We start from the raw sequence: 25064 nt of genomic DNA, 5'->3' as shown, positions 1-25064 counted from the left end.
AAGGGCGAAAAACACCCTATCAATAATCAAATTACCTTTCCAAACAATCCCTACAACTTATTTCTTAGCAAACGAAGGATTCGTTGCCACGTAAGACTTCACCCCCGTCAAAATCGCATTCACCAACTTATCCTGATAACCATCATCATTCAACCTGGCCTCTTCATCCGGGTTGCTAATAAAGGCAGTCTCGACCAAAATCGACGGGATATCCGGTGATTTCAACACCGCAAACGCGGCTTGTTCTACATATTTCGAATGCAGAGTATTAATTTTAGCAATGCGCCCCAGCACCGCCTTACCCATACGAATACTGTCATGAATGGTCGCGGTTTGCGATAAATCGAGCAATGTTCGCGCTAAATCCATATCGCGTGTATCCAGCGATACGCCACCAATCAAGTCTACCGCGTTTTCCTTTTTCGCCAGGTAGCGTGCGCCAGCACTGGTGGCGCCGCGTTCTGATAGCGCAAATACTGACGACCCTTTAGCGGTGCTATTCACAAACGAATCGGCATGGATAGAAATAAACAAATCGGCTTTGGCCGCGCGCGCTTTTTTAACGCGGTCACCCAGTGGCACAAAATAGTCGCCATCACGAATTAAAATCGCCTGCATATTGTCTTCAGCATCAATCTGTTGCTTGAGTTTGCGCGCGATAGCCAGAGTGATATTTTTTTCATGGCTGCCGCTTGCACCTCTGGCACCGGGGTCTTCACCACCATGCCCTGCATCGACGGCAATGGTGATCAGCTTTTGGCCTGGCTTGGCTTGCTTAGGCTTATCAATAGCTATTGGCTTATCGGCTACTTTATCAGTGCTTGTGCTGGCCACTGCGGGTTCGGCAGCGGGTTCTTTAGCCGTTGGTAGTGCTGGTTCGGCCGGTTTACCTTCGCTACTGGCTGGTGGCAACTCTTGTAATTGCTTTGATGGCGTTAACACTGGTGTTGCAATGGCAGGCTCTACACTGCCGGTCGCTGGCGCGATGCTGATGGCTAGCCGTTGTTGCGAGTTACCTGCATTCATGTCAGTCACCAGCGGCTTAATGTCAGATTTAATATCAAACACCAGGCGTGTGGTTTGCTCGGTAAACGGTGCAATACGGATTTTGGACAAATAAGGATGTTGCGCATCCAACTGTGGTGGTAAGGCTTTTAAAGTCGGGCTGATGGCGACCCCGTCCATGTCGATCACCACCCTGAACGGATTATCCAGCGTAAATACGCGGTATTTGATTTGCTGGTCTAACAGCAACTCCAGTTGCACCTGGCTGCCGTGCTGTTGCAGGTTGGCCAGAATCACTTCGGCCGCGTGGCTGACACTGCTGACCATATAGAGCAAGGCTGATAACAGCCATGCATTTAAAATCTTGCGGGTTACTGGCATAGTCCTTCCAACGCCAGCGCGTGCTGACTGGTGATATGTAGCACGCGTCCGTGCGGCAAAATATCAAACTTAATCTCTATATCGGCTTGCGGCAACACCTGCTCAGCGCACTCTGGCCACTCAACCAGGCAAATGCTGCTGGTATTAAAATAGTCTCTAAACCCGGCGGCTTCCCACTCTTCCGGGTCCTGAAAGCGATATAAATCAAAATGGTAACACGAGGCCAAGGGTAAACTGTATGGCTCGACGATGGTATAGGTCGGGCTTTTAACCTTGCCGACATGCCCAAGCGCATGCAGAATACCGCGCACCAGCGTGGTCTTGCCCGCACCGAGATCGCCATGCAGGTAGATCACCTGCCCGGGTCTTAGCTGTGTTGCTAACACCTGTGCGGCATGCAAGGTGGCTGCTTCGTCTTTTAAAATCTGTGTAGAATACGTTTCTGTCATGTCACATCAATCACATTCAAGCCCCACACCGCTGACCGACCAACCGGCTGCCGCAGAAATGGCAGCAACCATCAAAACATGGGCGAGAGAATTGGGGTTTGGCGGCATAGGCATTACCGACACGGATTTATCTGCTGCCGAACCTGAGTTTTTAAACTGGCTAAGCAAACAATACCATGGCGACATGGATTATATGGCAAAACATGGCACCAAGCGCAGCCGACCAGCAGAATTGGTGCCCGGTACGCTACGTGTGATCTCGGTCAACCTGAATTATTTGCCTGAAAAAGTGGCTGATGGCTGGCAAGTACTGGAAAGCCCTGACAAAGCATATGTGGCCCGCTATGCGATGGGGCGCGATTATCACAAGGTGATGCGCAACAAGCTACAACAACTGTGCACGCGCATTAGCGAAACATTTGGTCATTTTGAATATCGGGTGTTTGCCGACAGCGCCCCGGTGCTTGAGGTTGCTTTAGCCACCAAAGCGGGCGTCGGCTGGCGTGGTAAGCACACCTTATTGCTCAACCGGCAGCAGGGCTCATGGTTTTTTCTGGGTGAGATTTACACCAACCTGCCATTACCCATAGATCCACCCACCACAGCACACTGCGGCAGTTGCTCTGCCTGCATAGACATCTGCCCTACCCGCGCCATTGTCGCGCCTTATGAGTTAGATGCCAGGCGCTGTATTTCATACCTCACCATTGAGCACAAAGGCAGCATTCCACTGGAGTTACGGCCACTGATAGGCAACCGCGTGTACGGCTGCGACGACTGTCAGCTGATTTGCCCGTGGAACAAATTTGCAGTCAATAGCCAGGAAAGTGACTTCGCCGTGCGCAATGGGCTGGATAGCAATGATTTGGTGGATTGTTTTGCCTGGACAGAAACAGAATTTCAAGAGCGTATGGCTGGTAGTGCTATTTACCGCATAGGCTACACACAATGGCTGCGCAATGTCGCGGTGGGCTTAGGCAACGCCACGAGCTCTACGGCCGTCATTGCCGCGCTAAAAGCACGGCAACAGGATAGCAGCGAGCTAGTACGCGAGCATGTTGCATGGGCACTGGCACAACATGCTCACGAGGCGGCTTAAGCCGCTAACAAGGCGGCACCCAACATGCCAGCCACATCGCCTGAGCCGGTAATGTGCAGCTTGATTTTTCCGCGTAAAACAGGAATCAAGTCATGCTCCAGCCGCTGATGAAATGCCGCAGACATCAATGACCACGCCGCCGCCACACCACCACCAATCAGCACATTTTCCACATCAACCACTTTAAGCACACTGGCCAGCATTTGCGCGAGTTTACTGCCTGCATCGACATAAACAGCCTGCGCATCAATATCACCATCATCCGCAGCCTGGGCAATGTCACGCGCGGTGCGTGTTTGCCCCGTCAGCGCAGCATAGGCCTGACTGATGCCGGTGGCAGATGCATATTGCTCAACGCAGCCCTCATTGCCACAGCCACATAAGCGGCCATCTGGCACCACAATAATATGGCCTGCCTCTAACGCGTAGCCGTGGTGCCCGGCCCACACCTGGCCGTTGACCACCAGACCAGCGCCCACCCCGGTGCCTAGCCCCACATAGAGCAAACCTCCGGCTGGCTGGCCTAACTGACAAAACTCACCATAAGCGGCGGCGTTCGCATCGTTTTCAACGCGTACATGCACGCCCAGCAAGCCAGAAAGATCATGACCAAGATTGACCTCACGCAAGCCGGGCAAATTGGGAGACTGTGCCAGTACACCCGTATTCGGATCAATAAATCCCGGAAATCCGATGCCGATGGCAGTGATTTCTGCATATTTTTTAAGCAATGGCTGAATAGCCTCTGCCGTCACTTGCAAAATGGTTTGCCAGGCTTGTGCGGGCGGATATTGCTTGCAAATCGCAGAGTAGTTCGCCTGAAAGCGGGTTTCTTCTACCAAAGCCAAGTCAGCAAACACTCCTAAACGCAGATTTGTCCCACCAACATCCAAACCCAAACGATAAACAGCACTTGCTTCAGGCATGCACGCGATCACTTTCTTCTACTAATTGTCTGAAAGACTGCAGTTTATCATCGGTTAATTGCGCCCATTGCATGCGCCAGGCCCAGTTACCTTCGATGGTGCCCGGGGTGTTCATACGTGCCTGGCTATCTAAGGCCAAAATATCCTGCATAGGCACAATTGCCAGGCCCGCTATGCTATTAAACGTGAGTTTTATCAATGCCATCGGCATATCAGGTGGCGCTTCGCTTTCATGATTTAAATGCTGGGCTAAGTAATGTTGCAGATGATTACGCACATGCTCTGGCGCGGCTTGATACCAGCCTAAGGTCGTGTCGTTATCATGCGTGCCGGTATAAGCAACGCTATTTTGTTCAATATTGTCAGGTAAATAAGGATTATCTTCGCCGCCACCAAAAGCAAATTGCAAAATTTTCATCCCAGGCAAATCAAACGCGTGCCGTAAGGCATCTACCTCTGGCGTGATGATCCCCAGATCTTCAGCCACCAGACTCAAGTGTGGAAAGGTCTCAGTAATGGCTTGCAACAAGGCATTACCGGGGGCTTCTTGCCAAGTGCCATTCATCGCGGTTGGTTCAAGTGACGGGATCTCCCACGCTGCTTGCAAACCGCGAAAGTGATCAATACGCAGCACATCAAACAATTGCGCCTGCGTATCGATGCGGCCCAGCCACCAGGCAAAGCCGTCAGCCTGCATGACCTGCCAGTCATAATGCGGATTGCCCCAGCGCTGGCCAGTGTCAGAAAAGTAATCGGGCGGCACCCCGGCTACCACTATCATGTTGAGCTCAGCATCCAGTTTGAACCACTCCGGGTGCGCCCAGACATCAACACTGTCGTAAGCTACAAAAATCGGGATATCGCCAAACAACTTGATGCCGCGCTGATTGGCATATGCCTTAAGTTGCGCCCATTGCTGAAAAAACACATATTGCGTGAATTTAATCAGGGTGAGCTTTTCTTGATGCGCGGCGGTAAATGCCTGCAAGGCCAGCACATCGTGCAACCGGTAAGCCTCTGGCCATTGCTGCCAGCTTTGCTGTTCGTGTTGCTCACGCAAGCTCAAAAACAAGGCAAAATCTTCTAGCCAGTAATGCTGTGTCTGGCAAAACCGGGCAAAACCGGGCCAGGTAAAACCGCGGCCATCGGCTTTGCTTGAACTGCTGCCAGACTGCACGCGCGACATGATTTTGGCGATTAACGACGGCAATGGCAGCTCAACCTCATCAGGCAGGCACCAACCCTCTTGCAGCAATTGCCGAGGGCTAATCATGCCAGCGTGCCCGGCATGCGCCGATACACTCTGGTAAGGAGATTGGTCGCCATGTGGCTGGTTTACCGGCAATGTTTGCCAAACGGCAACGCCCATTTCAACCAGTTTATCAACGAAACGGTAAGCGTCCGGGCCGAGGTTACCTTCTGGCAGTGAGGTGATGTGCAGCAACACACCCGCTTGTCTAGCTTGTGTCATGAGATTGGCATTCAGATAAATTAAAATCGGTCAGGACTGTCCGCGACGCATCGTGCCGGCATTCTCAGCGTCACCGCCACCCAGGCTGATGGGCTGAGACAAGTGCGATGGTGGCGTCAGGCCCAGCAACTGATAAAGATTGCTCAAGTTGCGGCGGTATAGCTGATCAAAACTTTGCACACTCTGCGCATTGTTGTAGTCGCCAAACCACCAAAACCAGTCCGAGCCTTCGCAGAGTGCCAATTGTTGTTGGCATTTTTCTTTTGCAGTGGCAGACAGTGCATGCACATGCTGGTCATATTGCCGTTTGGCTTCACACAGCAAATCCCAAGCACGGTTTTTTGCCGGTTCGCCTATCCAGGTACTAAACGTGCCATAGACCCAACTACCGGCACAAATATCATTTAATAACTTGGGGGCTGGCAACTGACTAGACTGCTGCATGGCCAGAATATCGCTAAAAGTGGTCATCTTAATATCAGCATGGTTTGCCAGCGCCTGATAGAACTCCTGCAAAAAGTAATAGCCGTTGTAAGGGTAATATTCCCAGGCATTTTCACCATCCAGAATCACACTCACAACCGGGGTATCGTCACCGCTATGCGCAAGAATATGCTCCAGAGACTGGATAAAATCATGCACCGCTTCACTGGCGTATTGCTTGGAGTATTCAAAGCCTATTTTGTCAGACAGGTGGTCATCCCGAAAAAAGCAGACAATGTCTTGCTGGCCGTTGGTGATTTTGTAAGGCAGGTAGAGATAGTCTTGCGGCTGTTCGTGCGTCAGGCCCAGCTTGCGCAAACTGTTAGCGAGCACGCCCTGGCCGGTGGCGGCCCAAGACACGCCTTGCTCTGCCAACAGCGAAAGGGCCGCATGCGAGACAGCCCCTTCGGCGGGCCACATGCCAGCGGCTTTCTGGCCAAATACTTTTTCATGATAGTGCTGGGCGGCCTCCACATGCGCAATCGCACGCGTATGGCCATCCGGGTAACTCGCCGATTGTGGTAAAGGTGCCTCCGGCATGGCATCGCGCGTGCTTTTCAAGTCAATCAGCAGCGGCAAAATCGGGTGGTAGTAAGGTGTGGTAGACATCTCGATCTGGCCTTTTGCCAACAATGCCTGATAGCGCGGCAAAATGCCCTGCAAGGTTTCGCTGATCACGCCCAGCAAGGCCTGACGGTCTTTGAGCGTAAACAGCAAGCCTTTTTGCATCAGCGCCTGCACCGTTTTATGCTTGCGGCGCAACCCTTCACCAGTCCAGGCCAAGTGATACCAGACCAGTAAATCTGCTTTATATTGTGCCGACAGGTAATGAAACTGACCATCTTGCATGATAGGCGCCACCTCTTCATACAACTTTAACAGGCGCTGATAATGCGGAAACGGACTCAGCATCTTTTCGTGGTGTGCCTTAAAGCAGCTATCTACAATCAACTGGCATTCAGCATCGGTAATATTGTCTAAATCGGGATTGGCCAGCAAGCGCAGCAAAGGATCGCGCCATTCGCCGGTGCGTGATTGGTCAGCATAATCCTGCAATTGCTCAACCAAAATTGGGACGAAATTAAAGCTTACCCTGGCCGCTCTATTTTGCTCTAGATGATAGGCCATATCGCTGTAATCTTTGAGCGCATGCAGGTAGGTCCATGGCAACACATACTCACCGCTGACCAAGTCACGATAATCAGGTTGATGCATGTGCCAATACAAATTCAACAGCAGCTTTTTATCGGACATTATTCAACCTCATTTCCATCGTTACCTCATCTAAGTTGGCATTACTTCACACGGTATAAATCCTGTCCCAGCATATCCGGCGTCACCAGCACGATGCCCTTTTCAGAGACATAAAAACGTTTTCTATCACGCGCCAGATCTACCCCAATGTGCATACCGGCCGGAATCTCGCAACCACGGTCAATCACCGCATTGCGCATCACCACGCCTTCATTGATTTTGACTTTTGGCAACACAATCGCACCGTCCAGGTCTGAATAATCGGCAACATGCACACCTGAAAACAACACCGAATTAGAGACACAAGACCCACTGATCAGGCAACCGCCAGACACCAGTGAGTCAGTCGCCTTGCCAGTGCGGCCTTCATCTTTAAACACAAATTTTGCTGGTGGCAATTGTTCCTGATAAGTCCAGATCGGCCAGTCGCTGTCATACAGATTAAGCTCTGGGATCACCTTGGTCAGTTCCATATTTGCTTCCCAATAGGCATCAATCGTACCGACATCACGCCAGTAATAATTGTTGCCCAATGCACCCACGCAACTGTCAGTAAAACGGTGCGCCTGTACCCGGTATTTCTTGATGATGTAAGGGATAATATCCTGGCCGAAATCATGGTTGGATTTACGGTCGTAAGCATCCCTGATGAGTTGTTCATACAGAAATTTGGCATTAAAAATATAAATGCCCATGCTGGCAAACGCGAGTTCAGGGTCGTTAGGCGTAGGCTTAGGATGCGCCGGCTTTTCGTCAAAGGCCACCACTCTGTCGGTGCCATCTACCTCCAGCACACCAAATCCTTTAGCGTCCTCTAGCGGCACGTTAATGCAGGCAATGGTCATGTCTGCATTGCTGCGCACATGGGTCGCCAGCATCTTGCCGTAGTCCATTTTATAAATATGGTCACCTGCCAGCACTAAAATGTATTCACCACCATTCTCGCGTAACAAGTCTATGTTCTGGTATACGGCATCTGCCGTACCTTTGTACCACTCTTCACCCAAGCGCTGCTGGGCCGGAATAATATTGACGTACTCGTTAAATTCGCCGCGCAAAAAACCCCAGCCACGCTGCACGTGTTGAATCAGGCTCTGCGCCTTGTATTGGGTAGCAACGTTGATGCGGCGAATGCCGGAGTTAATACAATTAGAGAGCGGAAAATCGATAATTCGAAACTTGCCGCCAAACTGCACGGCCGGTTTCGCTCGCCAGTCAGTCAGATTTTTCAATCGACTACCGCGGCCACCAGCCAGGATAATCGCAACGGTATTTTTGGTCAGGTTACTGATAAAGCGGTCAGAAGGACGTTCTTGCCGCCGGCTACTTTTACGACGTTCGATAAACTCTGCTGCTTGAGACATGATGCTGTTCCTGTTTTCTGATCCTGAAAATCAGCCCGAAGTCATGCGCAGCGATGTGAGTTTCGGTAGAGACGACACAACGCTTGGTAACCGCAGGTCCGACACCCACAGTCTGCATGATAATTCGGGTAAAGACAACGATATTTTCAGCGATAAATGCGGTAAATCTTAACTTTTTTTGATAGGATTGAGGCTAGTCAAATGGACATTGCTAGCATGACAGTCAAACCTTCAGTCACCCACCATCCCGACACTTTGCACCTGCAACGTATTTTGGACGCGACGCACCACAACCCTTTTGAATACTTGGGTGTGCATGCAGATGGCGCCCAGGGTCCGTGGCATGCACGGGTTTTCCTGCCCAATGCCGACCAGGTGTGGCTCAAGGTGAATGAGGCCTGGCAAGCCATGACACGCAGCCATCAGCAAGGCCTTTTTCTTTACAAGTCAACCACAACTATCAACAGCCCGCTTGAGCTAAAAATACAATTACATGGCGCGAAAAACAGCTACGAAACCATAGACACTTACAGCCTCGACAGCACAGTATCAGCACAAGACTTGCACCTGTTTGCAGAAGGCAGGCTATTTGAGGCATATAACACGCTGGGCGCTATCCCCATGCGCGTCAATGGGGTCGATGGTGTCAGGTTTGCGGTATGGGCGCCTAATGCCGGACGCGTCAGTGTCGTCGGCAGCTTTAACCAGTGGGATGGCCGTGTACACGCCATGCGGGCGCTGGGTAGTAGCGGCGTGTGGGAACTGTTTATCCCGCAACTGACCGAGCACGACTTATACAAGTTTGAGCTGCGCAATCGCGAACATGGCCATGTGATGATCAAGGCCGACCCTTATGGCAAAGCCTTTGAAGCGAGGCCAGGCACCGCTAACCGCATTTGCCAGAGCCATTACACCTGGCAAGATGAAACATGGCAGCAAGCCCGCCAGCAAAAAGATTGGCTGCATGCGCCCTTTAACTGCTACGAAGTGCATTTAGGCAGCTGGCAGCGCGACCAAAACGGCCACTTTCTGAGTTATCGCGCCATGGCAGATGCGCTGATTCCGCATGTGGTTGACATGGGTTATACCCACATTGAATTACTACCCATTGCCGAACACCCACTCAATGAATCATGGGGTTACCAGGTCACGGGCTATTTTGCACCCACGCAACGCTACGGCAGCCCGGATGATTTAAAGTACCTGATTGACCGTTGCCATGCCGCCAATATTGGCGTGATTCTTGATTGGGTACCAGGGCATTTTCCCAAGGACGACTGGGCGCTGGCACGGTTTGACGGCACCGCCCTGTATGAGCATGCCGACCCCAGGCTGGGCGAGCATATGGACTGGGGCACCTATATTTTCAATTATGGCCGTAATGAAGTGCGCTGCTTTTTGTTAAGCAACGCCTATTACTGGCTACAAGAGTTTCATATTGATGGCTTCCGTGTCGACGCGGTAGCCTCCATGCTTTATCTGGACTACTCACGCAAAGACGGTGAGTGGCTGCCAAACGCTTACGGTGGCCGCGAGAACCTCGATGTGATCGAGTTTTTGAAGCAACTCAACGTGATGGTCGGCGAGCGGTTTCCGGGCGTACTCACCATCGCCGAAGAGTCTACCGCGTGGCCCGCAGTGTCACGCCCGGTTTATGCTGGCGGCCTTGGCTTTAGCATGAAATGGAACATGGGCTGGATGAACGATATCTTGACTTACATGCAACTGGACCCGGTGTATCGTCAATATCATCACAACCGCCTGACATTCGGGCAAATGTACGCTTACTCTGAGAATTTTGTGCTGCCGTTCTCGCACGATGAAGTGGTGCACGGCAAAAAATCATTGCTGGAAAAAATGCCTGGCGATACCTGGCAAAAGTTCTCTAATTTGCGTCTGCTACAAACCATGCAAATGACCATGCCGGGCAAAAAACTCAACTTTATGGGTAACGAGTTTGGCCAAAGCCGCGAGTGGAGCATCAACCAAAGCCTGGACTGGCACCTGCTGGAACAATCGACGCCTGACCATGCCCTGCACAGAGGCATACAGTCACTGAGCCGAGACCTGAACACCCTGTATCGCCAACACCCGGCGCTGCATGCACACGACTTTGACGTACAAGGTTTTCAATGGATAGATTGTGAGGACGCAGGCCAATCAATATTGAGCTACATCAGACGCGGCAATGACCATAGTTTTGTTATAATAGTGTTAAATTTTACACCAGTAACACGCCATCAATATCGTTTGGGCGTACCGCAATCGGGTTACTATCAGGAAGTGTTAAACAGTGATGCCGCCTGTTATGGTGGCAGCAATGTTGGGAATGGTCACGGCTGTCAAAGCGACCCAGTGCCTTGGATGGAGCATCCAGCCTCCATCAGCCTCAACTTGCCACCACTGGCTGGTGTCATACTTCAGTTACAATAGCTGGTTAAACTGGTTGCAGAATGTAACCTTGCAGTAAGGATTTTGGCAGCACAAAACACATACAATACGTGTGATTGTGCGCCCTATAAAATTAATTGACTTGAAAACGATAGCAACAACATAACATGGCAAAACTAACCACACACCCGAGCTGGCACACGCTGAACCAGCATCAAATTGAAATGCGCGATGTTCAGATGCGCGACCTGTTCAAACAAAATCCAAAACGCTTTGAAGAGTTCAGCTTAACAGTAGAAGACATCCTGCTCGACTACTCCAAGCACCGCATTACCAAAGAAACCCTGGCCCAACTGTTTCAGCTGGCGCGTGACTCCAATATTGAACAATGGCGCAGCCGCATGTTTAGCGGTGAAAAAATCAATATCACTGAAAATCGTGCCGTATTGCACACCGCCCTGCGCAACCGTAGCAACACGCCAGTGTTGGTCGACGGCAAAGATGTAATGCCTGAAGTAAACGCCGTGCTGGTACAAATGCGCAGCTTTACCGAGCAAGTGCGCAGCGGCCAGTGGACTGGCTTTACCGGCAAACGCATCACCGACGTGGTGAATATTGGTATTGGCGGCTCAGACCTGGGCCCAGTCATGGCCTGCGATGCATTAAAGCCTTACGCTAGCCCAGACCTGAAAGCACATTTCGTCTCCAATATTGATGGCGCGCACCTGATGCGTGTGTTGGAGAACTGCAACCCAGAGACAACCTTGTTTATTGTTGCCTCTAAAACATTCACTACGCAAGAAACCATGACTAACGCACACTCTGCGCGTCGCTGGTTCCTCACTGCCGCCAAACAAGACCAGCACGTCGCCAAGCATTTTGTTGCCTTGTCTACCAATGCTACTGCCGTGCAAGCGTTTGGTATTGATACCAATAATATGTTCGCCTTCTGGGACTGGGTAGGCGGTCGCTACTCTTTGTGGTCTGCGATTGGTTTGTCAATTGCCTTGTATGTCGGTATGGACAATTTTGAACAGTTGCTGGCTGGTGGCCATGCCATGGACCAGCACTTTCAGAGCGCACCACTCGAGCAAAACATGCCAGTGATCATGGCCTTGCTGGGCGTGTGGTATAACAACTTCTTTCATGTCGATACGCACGCTATCCTGCCTTATGACCAAGGCATGTCGCGCTTTGCTGCTTATTTGCAACAGGCAGACATGGAAAGTAACGGCAAGTTTATTTGCCGTGATGGTAGCCGTGTCAGCTACAAAACCGGCCCGGTCATCTGGGGTGAGGCTGGCACCAACGGTCAACACGCGTTTTACCAGCTGATTCACCAAGGCACACAAATCGTGCCGGCTGACTTTTTAATGCCAGCCAACAGCCACTACAAAATTGGCAGCCCGGATGACCAGCACCACAAAATCTTGCTGGCCAACTTCTTGGCGCAAACCCAGGCATTAATGCTGGGTAAAACGCGCGAAGAAGCCCGTGCCGAGTTGGAAAAACAAGGCCTGAGCGGTGAAGCACTGGAAGACCTGTTACCCCACAAAGTGTTTGAAGGTAACCGCCCAACCACCTCTATCGTATTCAAGCAGTTAACGCCTTATACCCTGGGTAAACTGATTGCGCTGTATGAGCACAAAATATTCGTGCAAGGCATTATCTGGGACATTAACAGCTATGACCAATGGGGCGTAGAATACGGCAAACAAATTGCCAGCCAGATTCTGCCGCAACTCAATACGCCGGATGAGATTACCAGCTTTGATAGCTCAACCAATGGCTTAATTAATTACGCGAAGAAAATATCTTAGTTAATTGATTAGTAAATAAAAAAGACCTCGAATGAGGTCTTTTTTTATAGCAAAATTCAGCCTGACTTAAATAAAAAAATGCTGATTAAACCAGCTGGTTTTTAATCGCATAATGCGTGATATCCGCATTGTGTTTCAGGTGCATTTTTTCCAGCAGGCGCGTGCGATACATACTCACGGTTTTCACTGACAAGGCGAGTTTATCGGCAATCTCACTCACAGATAAGCCAGAAGCAATCAGCCGCATGACTTGAAACTCGCGGTCAGACAAGGCTTCGTGCGGTGCGATTGCATGGTCGTTACCCACCTGCTCTGCCAAAATTTCTGCCACATTAGGCGTGATGTATTTTTTGCCTTTGGCCAGCGTGTGTATCGCGGTTAATAACTCTTCAGAAGCCGTATGCTTGCATAAATAACCGGACGCGCCAGAGCGTATCGACCGCACTGCATATTGCTCTTCCATATACATCGACAGCATGAGGATATTCAACGCGGCGTTTTCACGTTTAATCAGCTTCAGCGCCTCAATACCGGTTTTATCAGGCAATGAAATATCCAGCAACATAACATCGGCCGCACATTCACGGACACATTTAATCGCCTGTGCCACATTTTCGGCCTCACCGACCACTTCAATATCGCCACTGGCGATCAATATCTGCTTGATGCCCGAACGTAAAATAGCATGGTCATCGACGATAATGACTTTAATTTTTTGTATATCCACCCAGATCCCTCTAACTCGCTAGCGCGGTATTTGCCATGTCATGCATGGTCTACGTTCGATTGTAAATCGGATACGCCATTCTGTCACGAGGCAGCCATCAATGGCGCGTGCACATGGATACAGGTGCCCGGACCATTGGCTGAAGCTTCAATATGACATTCGCCGCCCAATGCAGCGGCCCGCTCTTGCATTCCGCGCAGGCCAAACGAATTGGGTTTTATTTTATCGGCTGGGGCAATGCCAATGCCGTTATCAGAAATACGCATCACCAAGGCTTGATCGACTAACGATAACTCCACCGACACCAGGTCAGCCCGCGCATATTTAGCAATATTCGACAGCGCCTCCTGACAGATGCGGAACAGCGCCATCGACTGATCCGCATCACATTCAAGGTCATGGCAATTGGTGACAAACTTGGCCGTCACGCCCAGTTGCTTTTTAAACTGGCTCACTTGCCATTCCAATGCATCGACCAGGCCTAAATCCAGAATATTCGGACGCAGATTGCCCGAGATTCTGTGCACGGCATCAAATGTTTGGTTGATAATGGCCTGCAACATGGTGGCTTGCTCCAAGTTCACCGGCAAATCACCCTCGATTTGCTGAATAATGGTCGATAACCCCAGCTTCATCGCCGTCAGGTTGCCGCCCAGGTCATCATGAATCTCGCGCGCGATACTCACCCGCTCTTGCTCTTTCACTTGATTTAAATGGGCAGTTAGCGCCTGCAAATCGCGCCTGGCCTGCTCAATCTCCTGTTTTTCATGTTTGCTCTGGCTGATGTTAAGCATGATGCCATCCCACTGCACGGCACCCTGGCCCAGGTCTTGTACCGTTGCGCGGATATTGACCCACTTCATATCCTGCCAGTCGGCGATCCAGATTTTACCTTCCCAATCTAGCCGTTTGTGCTGACGGGCCGACTTTTGCAGGTTGTGCTTAAACTGGCTGGCAGAGTGCTCTTCCATCGCATTAAACAGCGTTTGTGCGTCTTTGAGTAAGGCTGCGGCCGGAATACCCAGCAGCGCCTCACAGCCTTCACTCAGGTAAGTAAACACCACCTGTGCATCTGCCGTCATATGCATTTGAAACACCAGCCCGGGAATACTCGACACAATCGCGGAAAACCGGCGCTCGCTTTCATGCAAGGCATCTTTGACGCTATCAACAGGGGAATTGGCGCCAGCAAGGCTGGCAGCAGAATGGATGGCAGGAGTGGACACTTGGCACCTCGCTAAAGATGCCGATCAGCATATCATGCCCGCGCCAGGCTGGGTATGCTCACGCGGGGCTCTTACCGCCTGTTAGGCGCTCGCTTGCAGGTCTACTTCAGTCATGACGCGGTTTTTACCGCTTTTCTTGGCCAAGTACATGGCCTGATCGGCCCGTGCCAAAATCGAGTTGACGTCGTCTTCGGTCTTAAACAAGGCCACACCCGCGCTAAATGTAATCAGCAACTTCTGGTTGTTACCAAGAAAGTATTCTTTAGTGAGCGCGCGTTGCAAACGGCTCATGGTCACCACCGCTTCTTCCAGATTGGTATTCGGCAAGATCACCACAAACTCTTCCCCGCCCATTCTGGTCACAATATCAGTCGGCCTGACGGCGCGTTTGACGACGCCTGCCAGATGCTTCAACGCAGAATCCCCTGCCGCATGCCCATGCTGGTCATTTAACATTTTAAAGTTATCAATATCCAGCAATGCCACACTGAGCAACTCGCCATTACGGCGATAGCGCGCGATTTCAGTACTAAAGGCCTCATCCATGCCGCGGCGATTAAGCACACCGGTCAATTGGTCTATGCGGACCACCTCACTCAATTGCTGCAACTCTTCTTGCAGTTTTTCCATCCGTTGCTGGGTGTCGGTCGCCAGCCGTTGCTGACTCAGCAAATCATCACGCGAACGCAAAATATCGGTCTGCATGACAGAGGTGTCGCGCATCAAATGGTTCACTAATTCATTGATTTTAATAAGATCATCGGTCTGCGATAACTCTTGGGCATAATTTTCAATCTTGCCGCTGTAGAGCTCACTCGCCTCGCCCATATACTTCAGCTTGTCGATAAACGTACTGATCATGGCTTTAAAAGAGTTTCTGGCTTCTACCAGGCTATGCTTAACCAAGCCTTGCTTGTAAACCACCTCTTTCAGGCTTTTTTCTGCTTGCTTGAGTTTGGCGCGATCAAGTGGGCCGCTGATGATTGATTGCACAGCATAGACCTGGCCACTCAGCCAGCTATCCTCAGCCACCAGTTCACCAATATTCGATAGCAGCAAATGCAGCAAATCAATAATGTCACCCCGCACATCGTCTTCTTTGGCACCAATCACTTCCACGCGCATCAACAAAGCCTTGAGTGACTTGGCCAGTGCCTCCCACTCTTTAACCTTTTTAGCGCGCTCAGTACTCTCCTGCAAGGCGACAGCTTCTGTTTGCAAGTCAGGGTATCCCTCTAAACGCGGAATCAATCCTAACTGCAGCGTTTGTTTGAGCAAAGTTTGTAAAATGGTAAAAGCGCCATGAAATTGCTGCACATCACTCGGTAAACCCTCTGCACCTACGGCTTCAACCAGCGCGGTAACCGGTGCAGGCGCCTCTGTGTTATCCGTTAAAGGAATACCGTCGCCACCGGCATCAGACGGCAACCAGTGATTTGCCATGCCGATCAGCTTGTCGGACAACGATTCATCGCTACCAAAATTGATTAGCACACGCTCTAATGTTTCGCGCTTTCTGGCAACATCAACGCCACTGCGCTTGTCATCCCAGGCCAGCAGCAAGGTGCGAATGGCTTTTGGCCATTTGGTAGAGTGGCTCAGTTGTTGTTGCATAGACTCGGTGAGCAACTCACCCAACCCTTGCCAGTTATCTTGCTTGAGCAACTTCTCCCAGCGGTTGATCCAGTTGGTTTGCTCCATTGAGTCGTGCGGCAATTGCTTAAGCGCTTTACGTAACGCGCCCACAGCATCCTCTTTCACCGGCTTACCAGCGACCTCAAAGTAAATTTGAGTGTAATTTTCCGGCGTTGGTTCTACGCGGCGAACAGCCATCTGCTTAATGGTTTCGCGGGCAATTTCCGACGCTGTCATGGAGGATCCGTTCGCTGCCATAGTCTTAAGTTACATCCTTAAATCTTATTATCAATAAATGAAAAACATAGCCCATTATGCAGTGAAAAATCGGGCCGTTATGCCACTATAAGAAGGTAGATTATTGGTCATTTCCAACGCTTGAAAACAAGGCGATGACAAAGGCTGTTTGAAAAAGAAGGGCATGCAAAATAGTTTTTGCGTTACAATAGCTACCGCGGGCCTCCCCGCATTGTAAGGTAGCCAATCTGGTCAGGTGCGGAAGCAAGCAGCCACAACTATCAAGCAAGTGCCGGGGGTTGGGCTCGCCCCTTTCCATATTGCCCTCTGATTTGACATCCTGCCCACACACGCATCAATTTTAGTTGGCACTGAGCAAGCATGAGCTGGCAATTTAAGCTAAAGTACGGGTTTGCCTAATAGCCTTTAATCAGTAGAGTGCGCGATGTCTTACCAAGTATTGGCGCGTAAATGGCGCCCAAAATCATTTGGCAGTCTGGTCGGACAAGACCATGTGGTTCAGGCCTTGACCAATGCCCTGAGCCAGCAACGTCTGCACCATGCCTATTTATTTACCGGCACCCGTGGCGTCGGTAAAACCACGCTGTCACGCATCCTGGCCAAATCCCTCAACTGTGCCACTGGCATTACCGCCACCCCGTGTGGTGAGTGCGAAGCCTGCCGCGCGATTGATATTGGCCGCTATGTGGACTACGTGGAAATGGATGCCGCCTCTAACCGCGGCATTGCCGACATGGTCAGTCTGCTGGAACAGGCGATTTACGCGCCCTCTTCCGGCCGCTTCAAAGTCTACATGATTGATGAAGTGCACATGCTGACCAAAGAAGCGTTTAATGCCATGCTAAAAACGCTGGAAGAGCCGCCTGCCCACGTCAAATTTATTCTGGCGACCACTGATCCGCAAAAAGTACCGGTCACCATCCTCTCGCGCTGCTTGCAGTTTAACTTGCGTCAAATGGCCAGCAGCACGATCACCGCCCATTTACAGGATATTTTAGGCCAGGAACAACTGCCTTTTGAGCCGCCTGCATTGCAATTGATTGCGCGTGCCGCCAGCGGCAGTATGCGTGATGCACTGTCATTGACCGATCAGGCGATTGCCTATGGCAACCAGTCGGTGCGCGAAAGTGACGTCCGCAGCATGCTAGGCGCAATTGACCAGAGTTATTTGTATGAGCTATTGCGCGCACTGATTGCCAATGATGCCGCAAGCTTGCTCAATATTGCCCAGCAAATGGAGTCTCGCAGCATAGGCTTTGAGAGCGCCCTCAATGATCTGGCCGCCTTGCTGCATTTATTGGCTGTGGCGCAATACAGCCCGCAAGCCATTGCCGACGACCACCCGGAACGCCAGACACTGCTAAACTTAGCCTCACAGCTCAGCGCAGAAATGCTGCAACTGTACTACCAGATTTGTATTCTTGGCCACCGTGATATTGGCCTGGCGCCGGATGCTTATGCCGGGTTCACCATGACCTTGTTACGCTTGCTGGCATTTAAAGCCGACGCCATGACGCCCTCTGCGGCGCCTGCGACTGGCGGTGGCAACACATCAGAAGGGGCTCCGCGCGGCAATGCTGGCGGCGGTGCCCGTGCGGCGCTGGCACAAAGCCGCCAGGCTGCTGTAGCCAGTGAGCCTGCGCCAACCATCACAGCGAAACCAGCATTGGCTGCGACTGAGCCGTTGACGACGGCAACCTTGGCAACACCAGCACCTGCCGCCGAGTTGCCACCTGTGACGGTTAACACAGCTATGCCTGATATCGAGCAGATTCCGCAACAAGCATTTTCGCAACCGGTGGTAGCCAATGCAGCGACATCGCAGGCCTGGGACGGTAACTGGCGTGCGCTGGTAGAAAACCATTTAAGCAAGCTGGGGCTGGTGCGCGCGCTGGCACAAAACTGCGAACTGGTGAGCTTTGACGCAGACGCCATGACTTTGCGTATTGGTGAAGCGCACAAACATCTTGCCAGTGCCAATTATCTTGAAAAACTCAATAGTGCGTTGAGCAGCCATTTTGGCCGCCGCCTCAAGTTAGAGATCGTCATTGGCCAGGAAGCAAACACACCAGCCAGGCAATTAGCCGTTGAAAAAGCAGAGTTACAAGACCAGGCCACAGATGCCATTATGGCTGACCGCTTTGTGCAAGGCCTGATGCAGGAAATGGGCGCAACCATCGTCCCCAACTCAATTAAACCGTTACATTAACCACATCACTTTTAGGAGCAAATTATGATGAAAGGTGGCATGGGCAACATGATGAAGCAGGCCCAGATGATGCAGGCCAATATGCAGAAAGCACAAGCCGAACTCGCAACCACAGAAGTCGAGGGCATCGCCAGCAATGGCATGGTCAAAATCACCATGACCTGTAGCAACGATGTCAAACGCGTGCACATTGATGATGCCGCGATGGACGACAAAGAAACACTGGAAGACCTGCTTTTAATTGCATTGAAAGATGCCAGAGCCAAGGCCGAAGCAACCAGCTCCGCAAAAATGGGCAACATGATGCCCGCTGGCTTTAAATTACCGTTCTAAGTACGAAAGCCAGGCTTGAATAATCCTGCAGTACTCGAACAGCTGATTAGCGCCCTGCGCTGCTTGCCGGGCGTAGGCCCGAAGTCATCTACGCGCATGGCCTATCATCTGTTACAGCGAGACCGCGCAGGCGCGCAAAAGCTGGCCGCCAGCTTACAGCAAGCATTAGACAAACTGGCCCATTGCGATTACTGCAACAATTTTAGCGAACACAGTGTGTGCAGCCTGTGCCAGGACAGTAGTCGCGACAAGTCTATTTTATGCGTGGTAGAAATGCCCACCGACCTGATGATGCTGGAAAACACACGCAGCTATCAGGGCCAGTACTTTGTATTAATGGGAAAATTATCACCGATGGATGGCATAGGCCCGAAAGACATCCATCTCGATATCCTGCTCAAACGCGCGCAAGATAGCGCTATTCACGAAGTGATTGTGGCGACCAACTTCACCTCCGAAGGGGAAGCCACCGCCCACTACATCGGCCAAATGCTCAAATCGCGTGGCATCCGCGTGAGCCGCATCGCTCGTGGCTTGCCGATGGGCGGCGAAATTGAATATGTTGATAGTGGCACCCTGTCGACGGCACTACTAGAGCGTAAAGCCGTCACTTAGCCCACCAGCAAGCGGCTCTTGTATGCGCTGAGCCAGCGTAGCATCTGACAAATCCGCGGTTGCCGCACCAAATTGATGCGAACAATTAGATTGTTTCACGGCTTTTATGCCCGCTCTTCACGTAAATAAATCCCATCGTCCGTCGTTATAGTAGTCATGCGATCTGTCACAGAACCAGCGCAATATTCGCCTGGCTCTAATTAGAGGCTAAGCCACAAGCCAGCCTGCACTTAATCTCACCAAAGCAAAGTGATTTCACATGGAACTATTTCTGCATATCTTTGATGCCAACAGTCATGCCAATATGGACAGTCCGCGGTTTTCAGGGACCAATAAAACATCATTAAGCTATCACACTGAAACTGAACTATTGCAGGTATTGGATCAGGTCATTGCCCGTGAATCAGCGCATACGCTCAAGGACACCTGGGTACTGGTTTCTGAAGACAACCGCGCTATCGACCCGATGGTGGCGCTCCAGGCAACCATGCCCTTTAATACGTTTTATGCGCGTCACAAATATCCTTGGCTGCTGTCTGAGCTTGAGCCGCACGTTCAAATGCATTACCAGCCGATTGTCGATTTTGGCCAAGGCGGCAAAGTGTTTGGGTTTGAGGCCTTGTGCAGGCTCAAAACGCCGGAAGGAAAGTGGCTCAACGGCATGGAGGCCTTTGAACTGGCCGCCGAAGTCAAGCGCACCCATGAACTCGACCTTGCTTGCCAACATCTGGCCTTAATCGGCAAGTCACAGTCTATTTCTGCCGACAAACCTATTTTTATTAATGTGCTGCCACAGACCATCATGAGCCCTGGCTGGCTCGACTTTATTTTGCAAATCCTGCAGCAGCAGGAGATTGATAAACGTGATGTCGTGATAGAAATTGTCGAAAGTGAGAAAACCAACCCCGAAATACTGGCGCGCTACTGCGATGAAATTCGCATGCATGGGTTACGCATTGCGCTGGATGATATGGGATCTGGGTTTAATGGTCTGCGTATATTGGCCGAGGTGCGCGCAGATTTCATTAAAATTGACCGCGCAATCGTGCATGAAGCACAAGGTAGCCGCGTCAGAACCGTGTTGCTGGAGGCCATCATCTCGATGGCACAGCGCTTAGGCTGCACCATCATCGCTGAAGGGTTGGAGCGGGTCGAAGATATTACCTATTGTCAGGATTTAGGACTGAATTACGCACAAGGTCATTACTTTGCCCATCCACAAAGCGTTCCGAGCGACCAGGTGACCGAACTGCCTGCACGCGATGAATCTCATCGTTCACACGTGCCGGATGACTTTCATATCGGCGAGTTTATCAGCCATGGCCTGACTATTGATGTCAGCAGCTCAATTGCTGAAGCCAGGAGTTTATTTAATATACATATTGATGTTGCCATCGCTGTCGTTCTCGATGGAAAAACGCCACTTGGCGTATTGCGACGTGGTAAGGCATTTTCAAAAAAAGTGACCGGGCTAGGCGCATGCTGCGACCCTCTGCCTAAGGTGATTAATCACCTCATCCCCTCCTCCGTGCTGGCACGACTGTTTTATCTGGACCGCGCCAATACTGATATATGGATTACCGTGAATGAGGAAGGTGCGTATGTAGGCATTCTGCAACCGATGGAAATCATGGCCCAGCTGATTAGCCGCAAAGCCTCTACAGGCAACCTACATCCGCTGAGCCATCTCACCACCGGGCCGACCTTAAGACAAACCCTGGACAACAGCTTGCGTAATAACCCCAATACGCAATTAGTCTATATCGATCTGGATCACTTTAAGGCTTACAACGATCGCTATGGCTTTATTCGCGGCGATGCGATGATCAGATTATTGTCTGAAATCATCCGTCAGGAGTTTCAAGACAAAGCCGGCGTGATGGTCGGCCATATTGGCGGCGATGATTTCGTGCTGATTTACGATCACAATGCGCCAACGCTCACCGATATCCTATTACACATTATCAGCCAGTTCCAGGCGTTAGCGGTTCACTTGTACGACGCGTCTGACCTTGAGCGTGGATTCTTCACGACCGAAGATGGAAAAGACCATCCTGTGGCCAGCGTTTCTATCGCGGTGGTGAATGGTAAACAAGGATTACTGGAAAATAGTGTGGTGGCAGCAGAACGGGCAGCCATGCTTAAAAAGATTGGCAAAGCCAATATCGGCAGTATCGTGGTGGTGGAAGATACCCCGCCACAAACCATCTTACCTAAAAAAGAGTTTTATTCTGATTGGCAACAAAGGGCGTTATCTGCCCTGCAATCGTTATTGAAAATTCAGCGCTCAACGGGGTCGCATGATTTAGATAGCTGCTTTGCCGAGTTTCCCTATTTTGAGGTAATCTTCGAACTTGAACCAAATGGCGTTCAGCGTTATGCCAACTGGATTAATCCGAACATGTATGGAAAAATCAAGGCAGGTGGTGCTGGCATAGACCGCAGTCAGCAAGCGTACTACCAACGGGTGGCAGAATCGCATGCCCCTTATATTTCCACCATTTATCTCTCAACCGCCACCGAGGATTTCTGCCTCACGGTCTCGTTACCAATTCTCAATGAACAGGGGCATCTGCAAAGTATTCTGGTCGCAGACATTAATATTGCGGCCATGGCCGTACTCAGCAGCACACGCAAGTAATGTGCTGATCAGTATTATAAATACGCAAGCAAATCCTGAGGCTGCTGAATGCAGCCATCAGCCCCCCACTCCTGGGGTTTGTCTGTGGCGGACACATAGCCAAACAAGGCGGCCAGTGTTTTCATGCCGGCAGCATTACCCGCTTGTATATCACGCTCAGCGTCGCCAATATACAACACGGTTTGCGGGTCTATGCCCATTTGCTCGCAAGCGAGCAGCAGGGTTTGCGGTGAAGGCTTAGGCTGTGGCGCATCATCACCACTGATCACAGCACCGGCTCGCAGATCCAGTCCCATGTGTTCTACCATGGGCAAGGTAAAGCGGCGCGGCTTATTAGTGACGATACCCCAGCGCAAACCGCGTTGCTCAATCGCCTGTAATGTGTCGGCCATGCCGTCAAACAATACTGGCTGCCTTGTCATCACCTGCGTGTATAAGTCCAGATATTCGGTGCGCATGGTTTCAAAATTAGCATCGGTCGGCAGTAAACCAAAGCCGATCTCGAGCAAGCCACGTGAGCCGTGCGAGGCATAAGGACGTATCACCGCCTCGGGCAAAAAGTCTAAACCATGACGCTCACGCTGCAAATTCAGGGCATAACCTAAATCGGGTGCAGTATCGACTAAGGTGCCGTCCAAATCAAACAAAACTGCTTGCATTTCAATTCCTGTCAGACTTCTTTGATGGCATGCAGCATGTAATTCACACTGGTGTCAGCCGTCAGCGCATATTGTTTGCTCAATGGATGATAAGTCACGCCGACTTGATGTTGTAACTCTAGCCCTGATTGGCGCATCCACGCGGCCAGCTCCGAAGGCTTGATAAATTTGCTGTAGTCATGTGTGCCCTTAGGCAGCAGGTTAAGCACATACTCCGCGCCAACAACCGCCATCAAATAAGCCTTGGCATTACGGTTTAAGGTTGAAAAAAACACATGACCGCCAGGCTTAACCAGTGCCGCACAAGCACGCACTACACTGGCCGGGTCAGGCACATGCTCTAGCATTTCCATACAGGTCACCACATCAAATGCTTGCGGCTTTTCCTGTGCTAACGCTTCCACGGCCACGCAACGGTAATCCAGTTGCACATTGGCTTCCAACGCATGCAATTGCGCCACTTGCAAAGATTTTTCTGCCAGGTCTATACCTGTCACCTGTGCCCCACGCTGCGCCATGGATTCGCTCAAAATGCCCCCGCCACAACCAACATCCAGCACCTGTTTACCTGCAAGCACCGCGCGACTGTCAATATAATCCAAACGCAAGGGGTTCAATTGATGCAATGGTTTAAACACGCCCTGCGTATCCCACCACTGATGTGCCAACTCGGCAAACTTGTTCACTTCTGCGATTTCTACATTCGCCATGATCATTCCTTTTGACTGTGCCGTTTTACTGTACCGGCGCTTGGGCTTTATATTAGGGATTAGCCGATTGCAGTTTGAGTTGCCACTGCAATGCAATAGAACGTAATTCTTCCAGGTCCATGCCAGCAAACTGGCTTTGACCGTCAGCGGCCCGTTGATAGCGTAATTGACCATCTACCCACGTATGTGTGACCTGCTCACGCCCGGCCACGTAAACCAGATGCGAGATGGGGTCAAAACAAGGTAGGCTATTCAAATCATCCAGCTTTACCGCCACCAAATCCGCTTGTTTGCCAACTTCAATACTACCTATCTTGTCTTGCAAGCCCAAGGCATGCGCGCCATGCAGAGTTGCCATTTCTAATGCCTGATAAGCAGGCAATGCTTCGGCATTCTGATCAGCGACTTTGGCCAATAATGCCGCCGTGCGCATCTCTTGCCATAGGTCAACCCGGTTATTGCTGGCAGCACCGTCAGTGCCTAAACCAACATTAATACCTGACCGTAAGGCGGCAGCGACCGGCGCAATACCGCTAGCCAGTTTTAAGTTTGAAGATGGGCAATGGGCGAGGTGCGCGCCCTGGGTTGAGAGCGTCTCCAGCTCCTGTGCTTCGAGATGCACGCCGTGCGCTAATACAGTGCTAGGGCCAATCACGCCCAATGCCAGCAAACGCTGTAATGGACGCACACCGAACTGCTCCAGACTTTGCTGTATCTCGGCCTGCGTTTCGTGCAAATGGGTATGAATACCCAGATTTAGCTGCTCAGACAGTGTTGAAATTTGCTCAAAGGTGTGGTCGCTCACGGTATAAGGCGCATGCGGCGCAAACGAAAAACTAAGATGCGGGTCAGACTTATACTGATCACGCACTTCAGTACCCAGCCTGATGTAATCATTGGCGGTAGTCGCGTAATTGGTTGGAAACTCCATCACCGTCAAGCCAATATGTGCGCGCATGCCCGCGCGCTTGACCGCCTCTATCGTCGCCTGCGGGAAAAAATACATATCATTGAAGGTGGTCACACCGCCGCTCAGCATTTCGGCACAGGCAAGCAAGCTGCCATCATGCACAAACGACTTAGACACCCAGCGCTTTTCTGCGGGCCAGATATGGTCATTGAGCCAGGGCATCAAGGCATAATCGTCCGCATAGCCTTTGAGCAGGTTCATGCTGCTATGCGCATGCAGATTAATCAGCCCGGGAATCAAGGCATGCTGGGCGCAATCAACCACCGGCCAATCTGCTGCCCATGCAGGAATCTCTGCTTTGGGCACAATGGCTTTAATTTGTCCGGCATCGACCAGCACAGCGTGCTGCTCCAGAATTGTATGGTTCGCGTCTATGGCAATGACCCAGCGCGCTTTAATAATGAATTGTGTATCAACCATAGCTGGATTATAACTGAG

The 25064-nt window shown here is 51.0% G+C and carries 20 protein-coding genes and 1 other RNA gene; 9 read left to right on the top strand and 12 right to left on the bottom strand.

Going from position 1 to position 25064, the window contains the following annotated elements; genetic code table 11:
- Positions 1-57 precede the first annotated feature (57 nt).
- Together METH5_RS0112575 and tsaE are read right to left on the bottom strand one after the other, a co-directional pair.
- On the bottom strand, positions 58-1386 hold the full coding sequence (locus METH5_RS0112575; protein WP_029148848.1) for an N-acetylmuramoyl-L-alanine amidase: 1329 nt from the start codon (positions 1384-1386) through the stop codon (positions 58-60).
- A complete protein-coding gene (gene tsaE, locus METH5_RS0112570; RefSeq protein ID WP_029148847.1) occupies positions 1377-1835 on the bottom strand; it encodes a tRNA (adenosine(37)-N6)-threonylcarbamoyltransferase complex ATPase subunit type 1 TsaE in 459 nt (152 codons plus the stop codon). The genes METH5_RS0112575 and tsaE overlap by 10 nt, the downstream gene beginning before the upstream one ends.
- Here tsaE and queG point away from each other — a divergent pair.
- Positions 1834-2934: a tRNA epoxyqueuosine(34) reductase QueG gene (queG, locus tag METH5_RS0112565; protein ID WP_029148846.1), complete on the top strand. Its 1101-nt coding sequence runs from the start codon at positions 1834-1836 to the stop codon at positions 2932-2934. The genes tsaE and queG overlap by 2 nt on opposite strands.
- Here the strand turns inward: queG and METH5_RS0112560 are convergent.
- The 4 genes from METH5_RS0112560 to glgC are packed head-to-tail and all read right to left on the bottom strand — an operon-like array spanning position 2931 to position 8432.
- Positions 2931-3860, bottom strand: a complete 930-nt coding sequence (locus METH5_RS0112560) for an ROK family protein (protein ID WP_029148845.1) — start codon at positions 3858-3860, stop codon at positions 2931-2933. The two genes, queG and METH5_RS0112560, sit on opposite strands and share 4 nt — an antisense overlap.
- Positions 3853-5331, bottom strand: a complete 1479-nt coding sequence (gene malQ, locus METH5_RS0112555) for a 4-alpha-glucanotransferase (protein ID WP_029148844.1) — start codon at positions 5329-5331, stop codon at positions 3853-3855. The genes METH5_RS0112560 and malQ overlap by 8 nt, the downstream gene beginning before the upstream one ends.
- Before the next feature lie 30 nt (positions 5332-5361).
- A complete protein-coding gene (locus tag METH5_RS0112550; RefSeq protein WP_029148843.1) occupies positions 5362-7068 on the bottom strand; it encodes a glycoside hydrolase family 57 protein in 1707 nt (568 codons plus the stop codon).
- A 41-nt stretch (positions 7069-7109) separates the two neighbouring features.
- The gene (glgC, locus tag METH5_RS0112545) at positions 7110-8432 is read right to left on the bottom strand and encodes a glucose-1-phosphate adenylyltransferase (RefSeq protein WP_036307915.1); all 1323 of its coding nucleotides are present in this window, start codon (positions 8430-8432) and stop codon (positions 7110-7112) included.
- Between glgC and METH5_RS15690 the strand changes: the two genes are divergently transcribed.
- From METH5_RS15690 to pgi, 3 genes are all read left to right on the top strand, one after another.
- A complete protein-coding gene (locus METH5_RS15690; protein WP_157381520.1) occupies positions 8431-8604 on the top strand; it encodes a hypothetical protein in 174 nt (57 codons plus the stop codon). The genes glgC and METH5_RS15690 overlap by 2 nt on opposite strands.
- 44 nt (positions 8605-8648) lie before the next feature.
- Positions 8649-10865 (top strand): 1,4-alpha-glucan branching protein GlgB, encoded by a 2217-nt coding sequence (gene glgB / locus METH5_RS0112535; RefSeq protein WP_029148841.1) that lies wholly within the window; start codon positions 8649-8651, stop codon positions 10863-10865.
- A gap of 125 nt (positions 10866-10990) precedes the next feature.
- Positions 10991-12643 carry a glucose-6-phosphate isomerase gene (gene pgi, locus METH5_RS0112530; RefSeq protein ID WP_029148840.1) on the top strand — a complete coding sequence of 551 codons (1653 nt, stop codon included), beginning with the start codon at positions 10991-10993 and terminating at the stop codon, positions 12641-12643.
- Between the two features lie 85 nt (positions 12644-12728).
- Here pgi and METH5_RS0112525 read toward each other — a convergent pair whose 3' ends face one another.
- The 3 genes from METH5_RS0112525 to METH5_RS0112515 all read right to left on the bottom strand — a co-directional run bounded on the left by METH5_RS0112525 (position 12729) and on the right by METH5_RS0112515 (position 16468).
- Complete coding sequence (locus tag METH5_RS0112525; protein WP_029148839.1) at positions 12729-13370, bottom strand: response regulator transcription factor; 642 nt, start codon at positions 13368-13370, stop codon at positions 12729-12731.
- 83 nt (positions 13371-13453) lie between these two features.
- Positions 13454-14596, bottom strand: coding sequence for a sensor histidine kinase (locus METH5_RS0112520; protein ID WP_029148838.1), 1143 nt, complete (start codon positions 14594-14596; stop codon positions 13454-13456).
- Between the two features lie 81 nt (positions 14597-14677).
- On the bottom strand, positions 14678-16468 hold the full coding sequence (locus METH5_RS0112515; protein WP_029148837.1) for a GGDEF domain-containing protein: 1791 nt from the start codon (positions 16466-16468) through the stop codon (positions 14678-14680).
- Positions 16469-16684: 216 nt separating this feature from the next.
- On the opposite strand from METH5_RS0112515, the gene ffs reads away from it, so the two are divergent.
- From ffs to METH5_RS0112495, 5 genes are all read left to right on the top strand, one after another.
- Positions 16685-16781, top strand: an RNA gene (gene ffs / locus METH5_RS15540) — signal recognition particle sRNA small type.
- 132 nt (positions 16782-16913) lie between these two features.
- Positions 16914-18698 (top strand): DNA polymerase III subunit gamma/tau, encoded by a 1785-nt coding sequence (gene dnaX, locus METH5_RS0112510; RefSeq protein ID WP_029148836.1) that lies wholly within the window; start codon positions 16914-16916, stop codon positions 18696-18698.
- 24 nt (positions 18699-18722) lie between these two features.
- Positions 18723-19031, top strand: coding sequence for a YbaB/EbfC family nucleoid-associated protein (locus METH5_RS0112505; RefSeq protein WP_029148835.1), 309 nt, complete (start codon positions 18723-18725; stop codon positions 19029-19031).
- Between the two features lie 15 nt (positions 19032-19046).
- The gene (gene recR / locus METH5_RS0112500) at positions 19047-19646 is read left to right on the top strand and encodes a recombination mediator RecR (RefSeq protein ID WP_029148834.1); all 600 of its coding nucleotides are present in this window, start codon (positions 19047-19049) and stop codon (positions 19644-19646) included.
- A 259-nt stretch (positions 19647-19905) separates the two neighbouring features.
- Complete coding sequence (locus METH5_RS0112495; RefSeq protein WP_029148833.1) at positions 19906-22287, top strand: EAL domain-containing protein; 2382 nt, start codon at positions 19906-19908, stop codon at positions 22285-22287.
- A 14-nt stretch (positions 22288-22301) separates the two neighbouring features.
- Here the strand turns inward: METH5_RS0112495 and METH5_RS0112490 are convergent, their stop codons facing one another.
- From METH5_RS0112490 to METH5_RS0112480, 3 genes are read right to left on the bottom strand one after another with little or no spacing between them, the layout of a single operon-like run.
- Positions 22302-22946, bottom strand: coding sequence for an HAD family hydrolase (locus METH5_RS0112490; RefSeq protein ID WP_029148832.1), 645 nt, complete (start codon positions 22944-22946; stop codon positions 22302-22304).
- 11 nt (positions 22947-22957) lie between these two features.
- Positions 22958-23656 (bottom strand): bifunctional 2-polyprenyl-6-hydroxyphenol methylase/3-demethylubiquinol 3-O-methyltransferase UbiG, encoded by a 699-nt coding sequence (ubiG, locus tag METH5_RS0112485; protein ID WP_029148831.1) that lies wholly within the window; start codon positions 23654-23656, stop codon positions 22958-22960.
- A 52-nt stretch (positions 23657-23708) separates the two neighbouring features.
- On the bottom strand, positions 23709-25046 hold the full coding sequence (locus METH5_RS0112480) for a TRZ/ATZ family hydrolase (RefSeq protein WP_029148830.1): 1338 nt from the start codon (positions 25044-25046) through the stop codon (positions 23709-23711).
- Between the last annotated feature and the right edge of the window lie 18 nt (positions 25047-25064).

The sequence above is a fragment of the Methylophilus sp. 5 genome, from assembly GCF_000515275.1.
Taxonomy (GTDB): Bacteria; Pseudomonadota; Gammaproteobacteria; order Burkholderiales; family Methylophilaceae; genus Methylophilus.
Note: the sequence above shows the minus strand (reverse complement) of the source record. Positions and strands in the feature narration are given on the sequence as shown.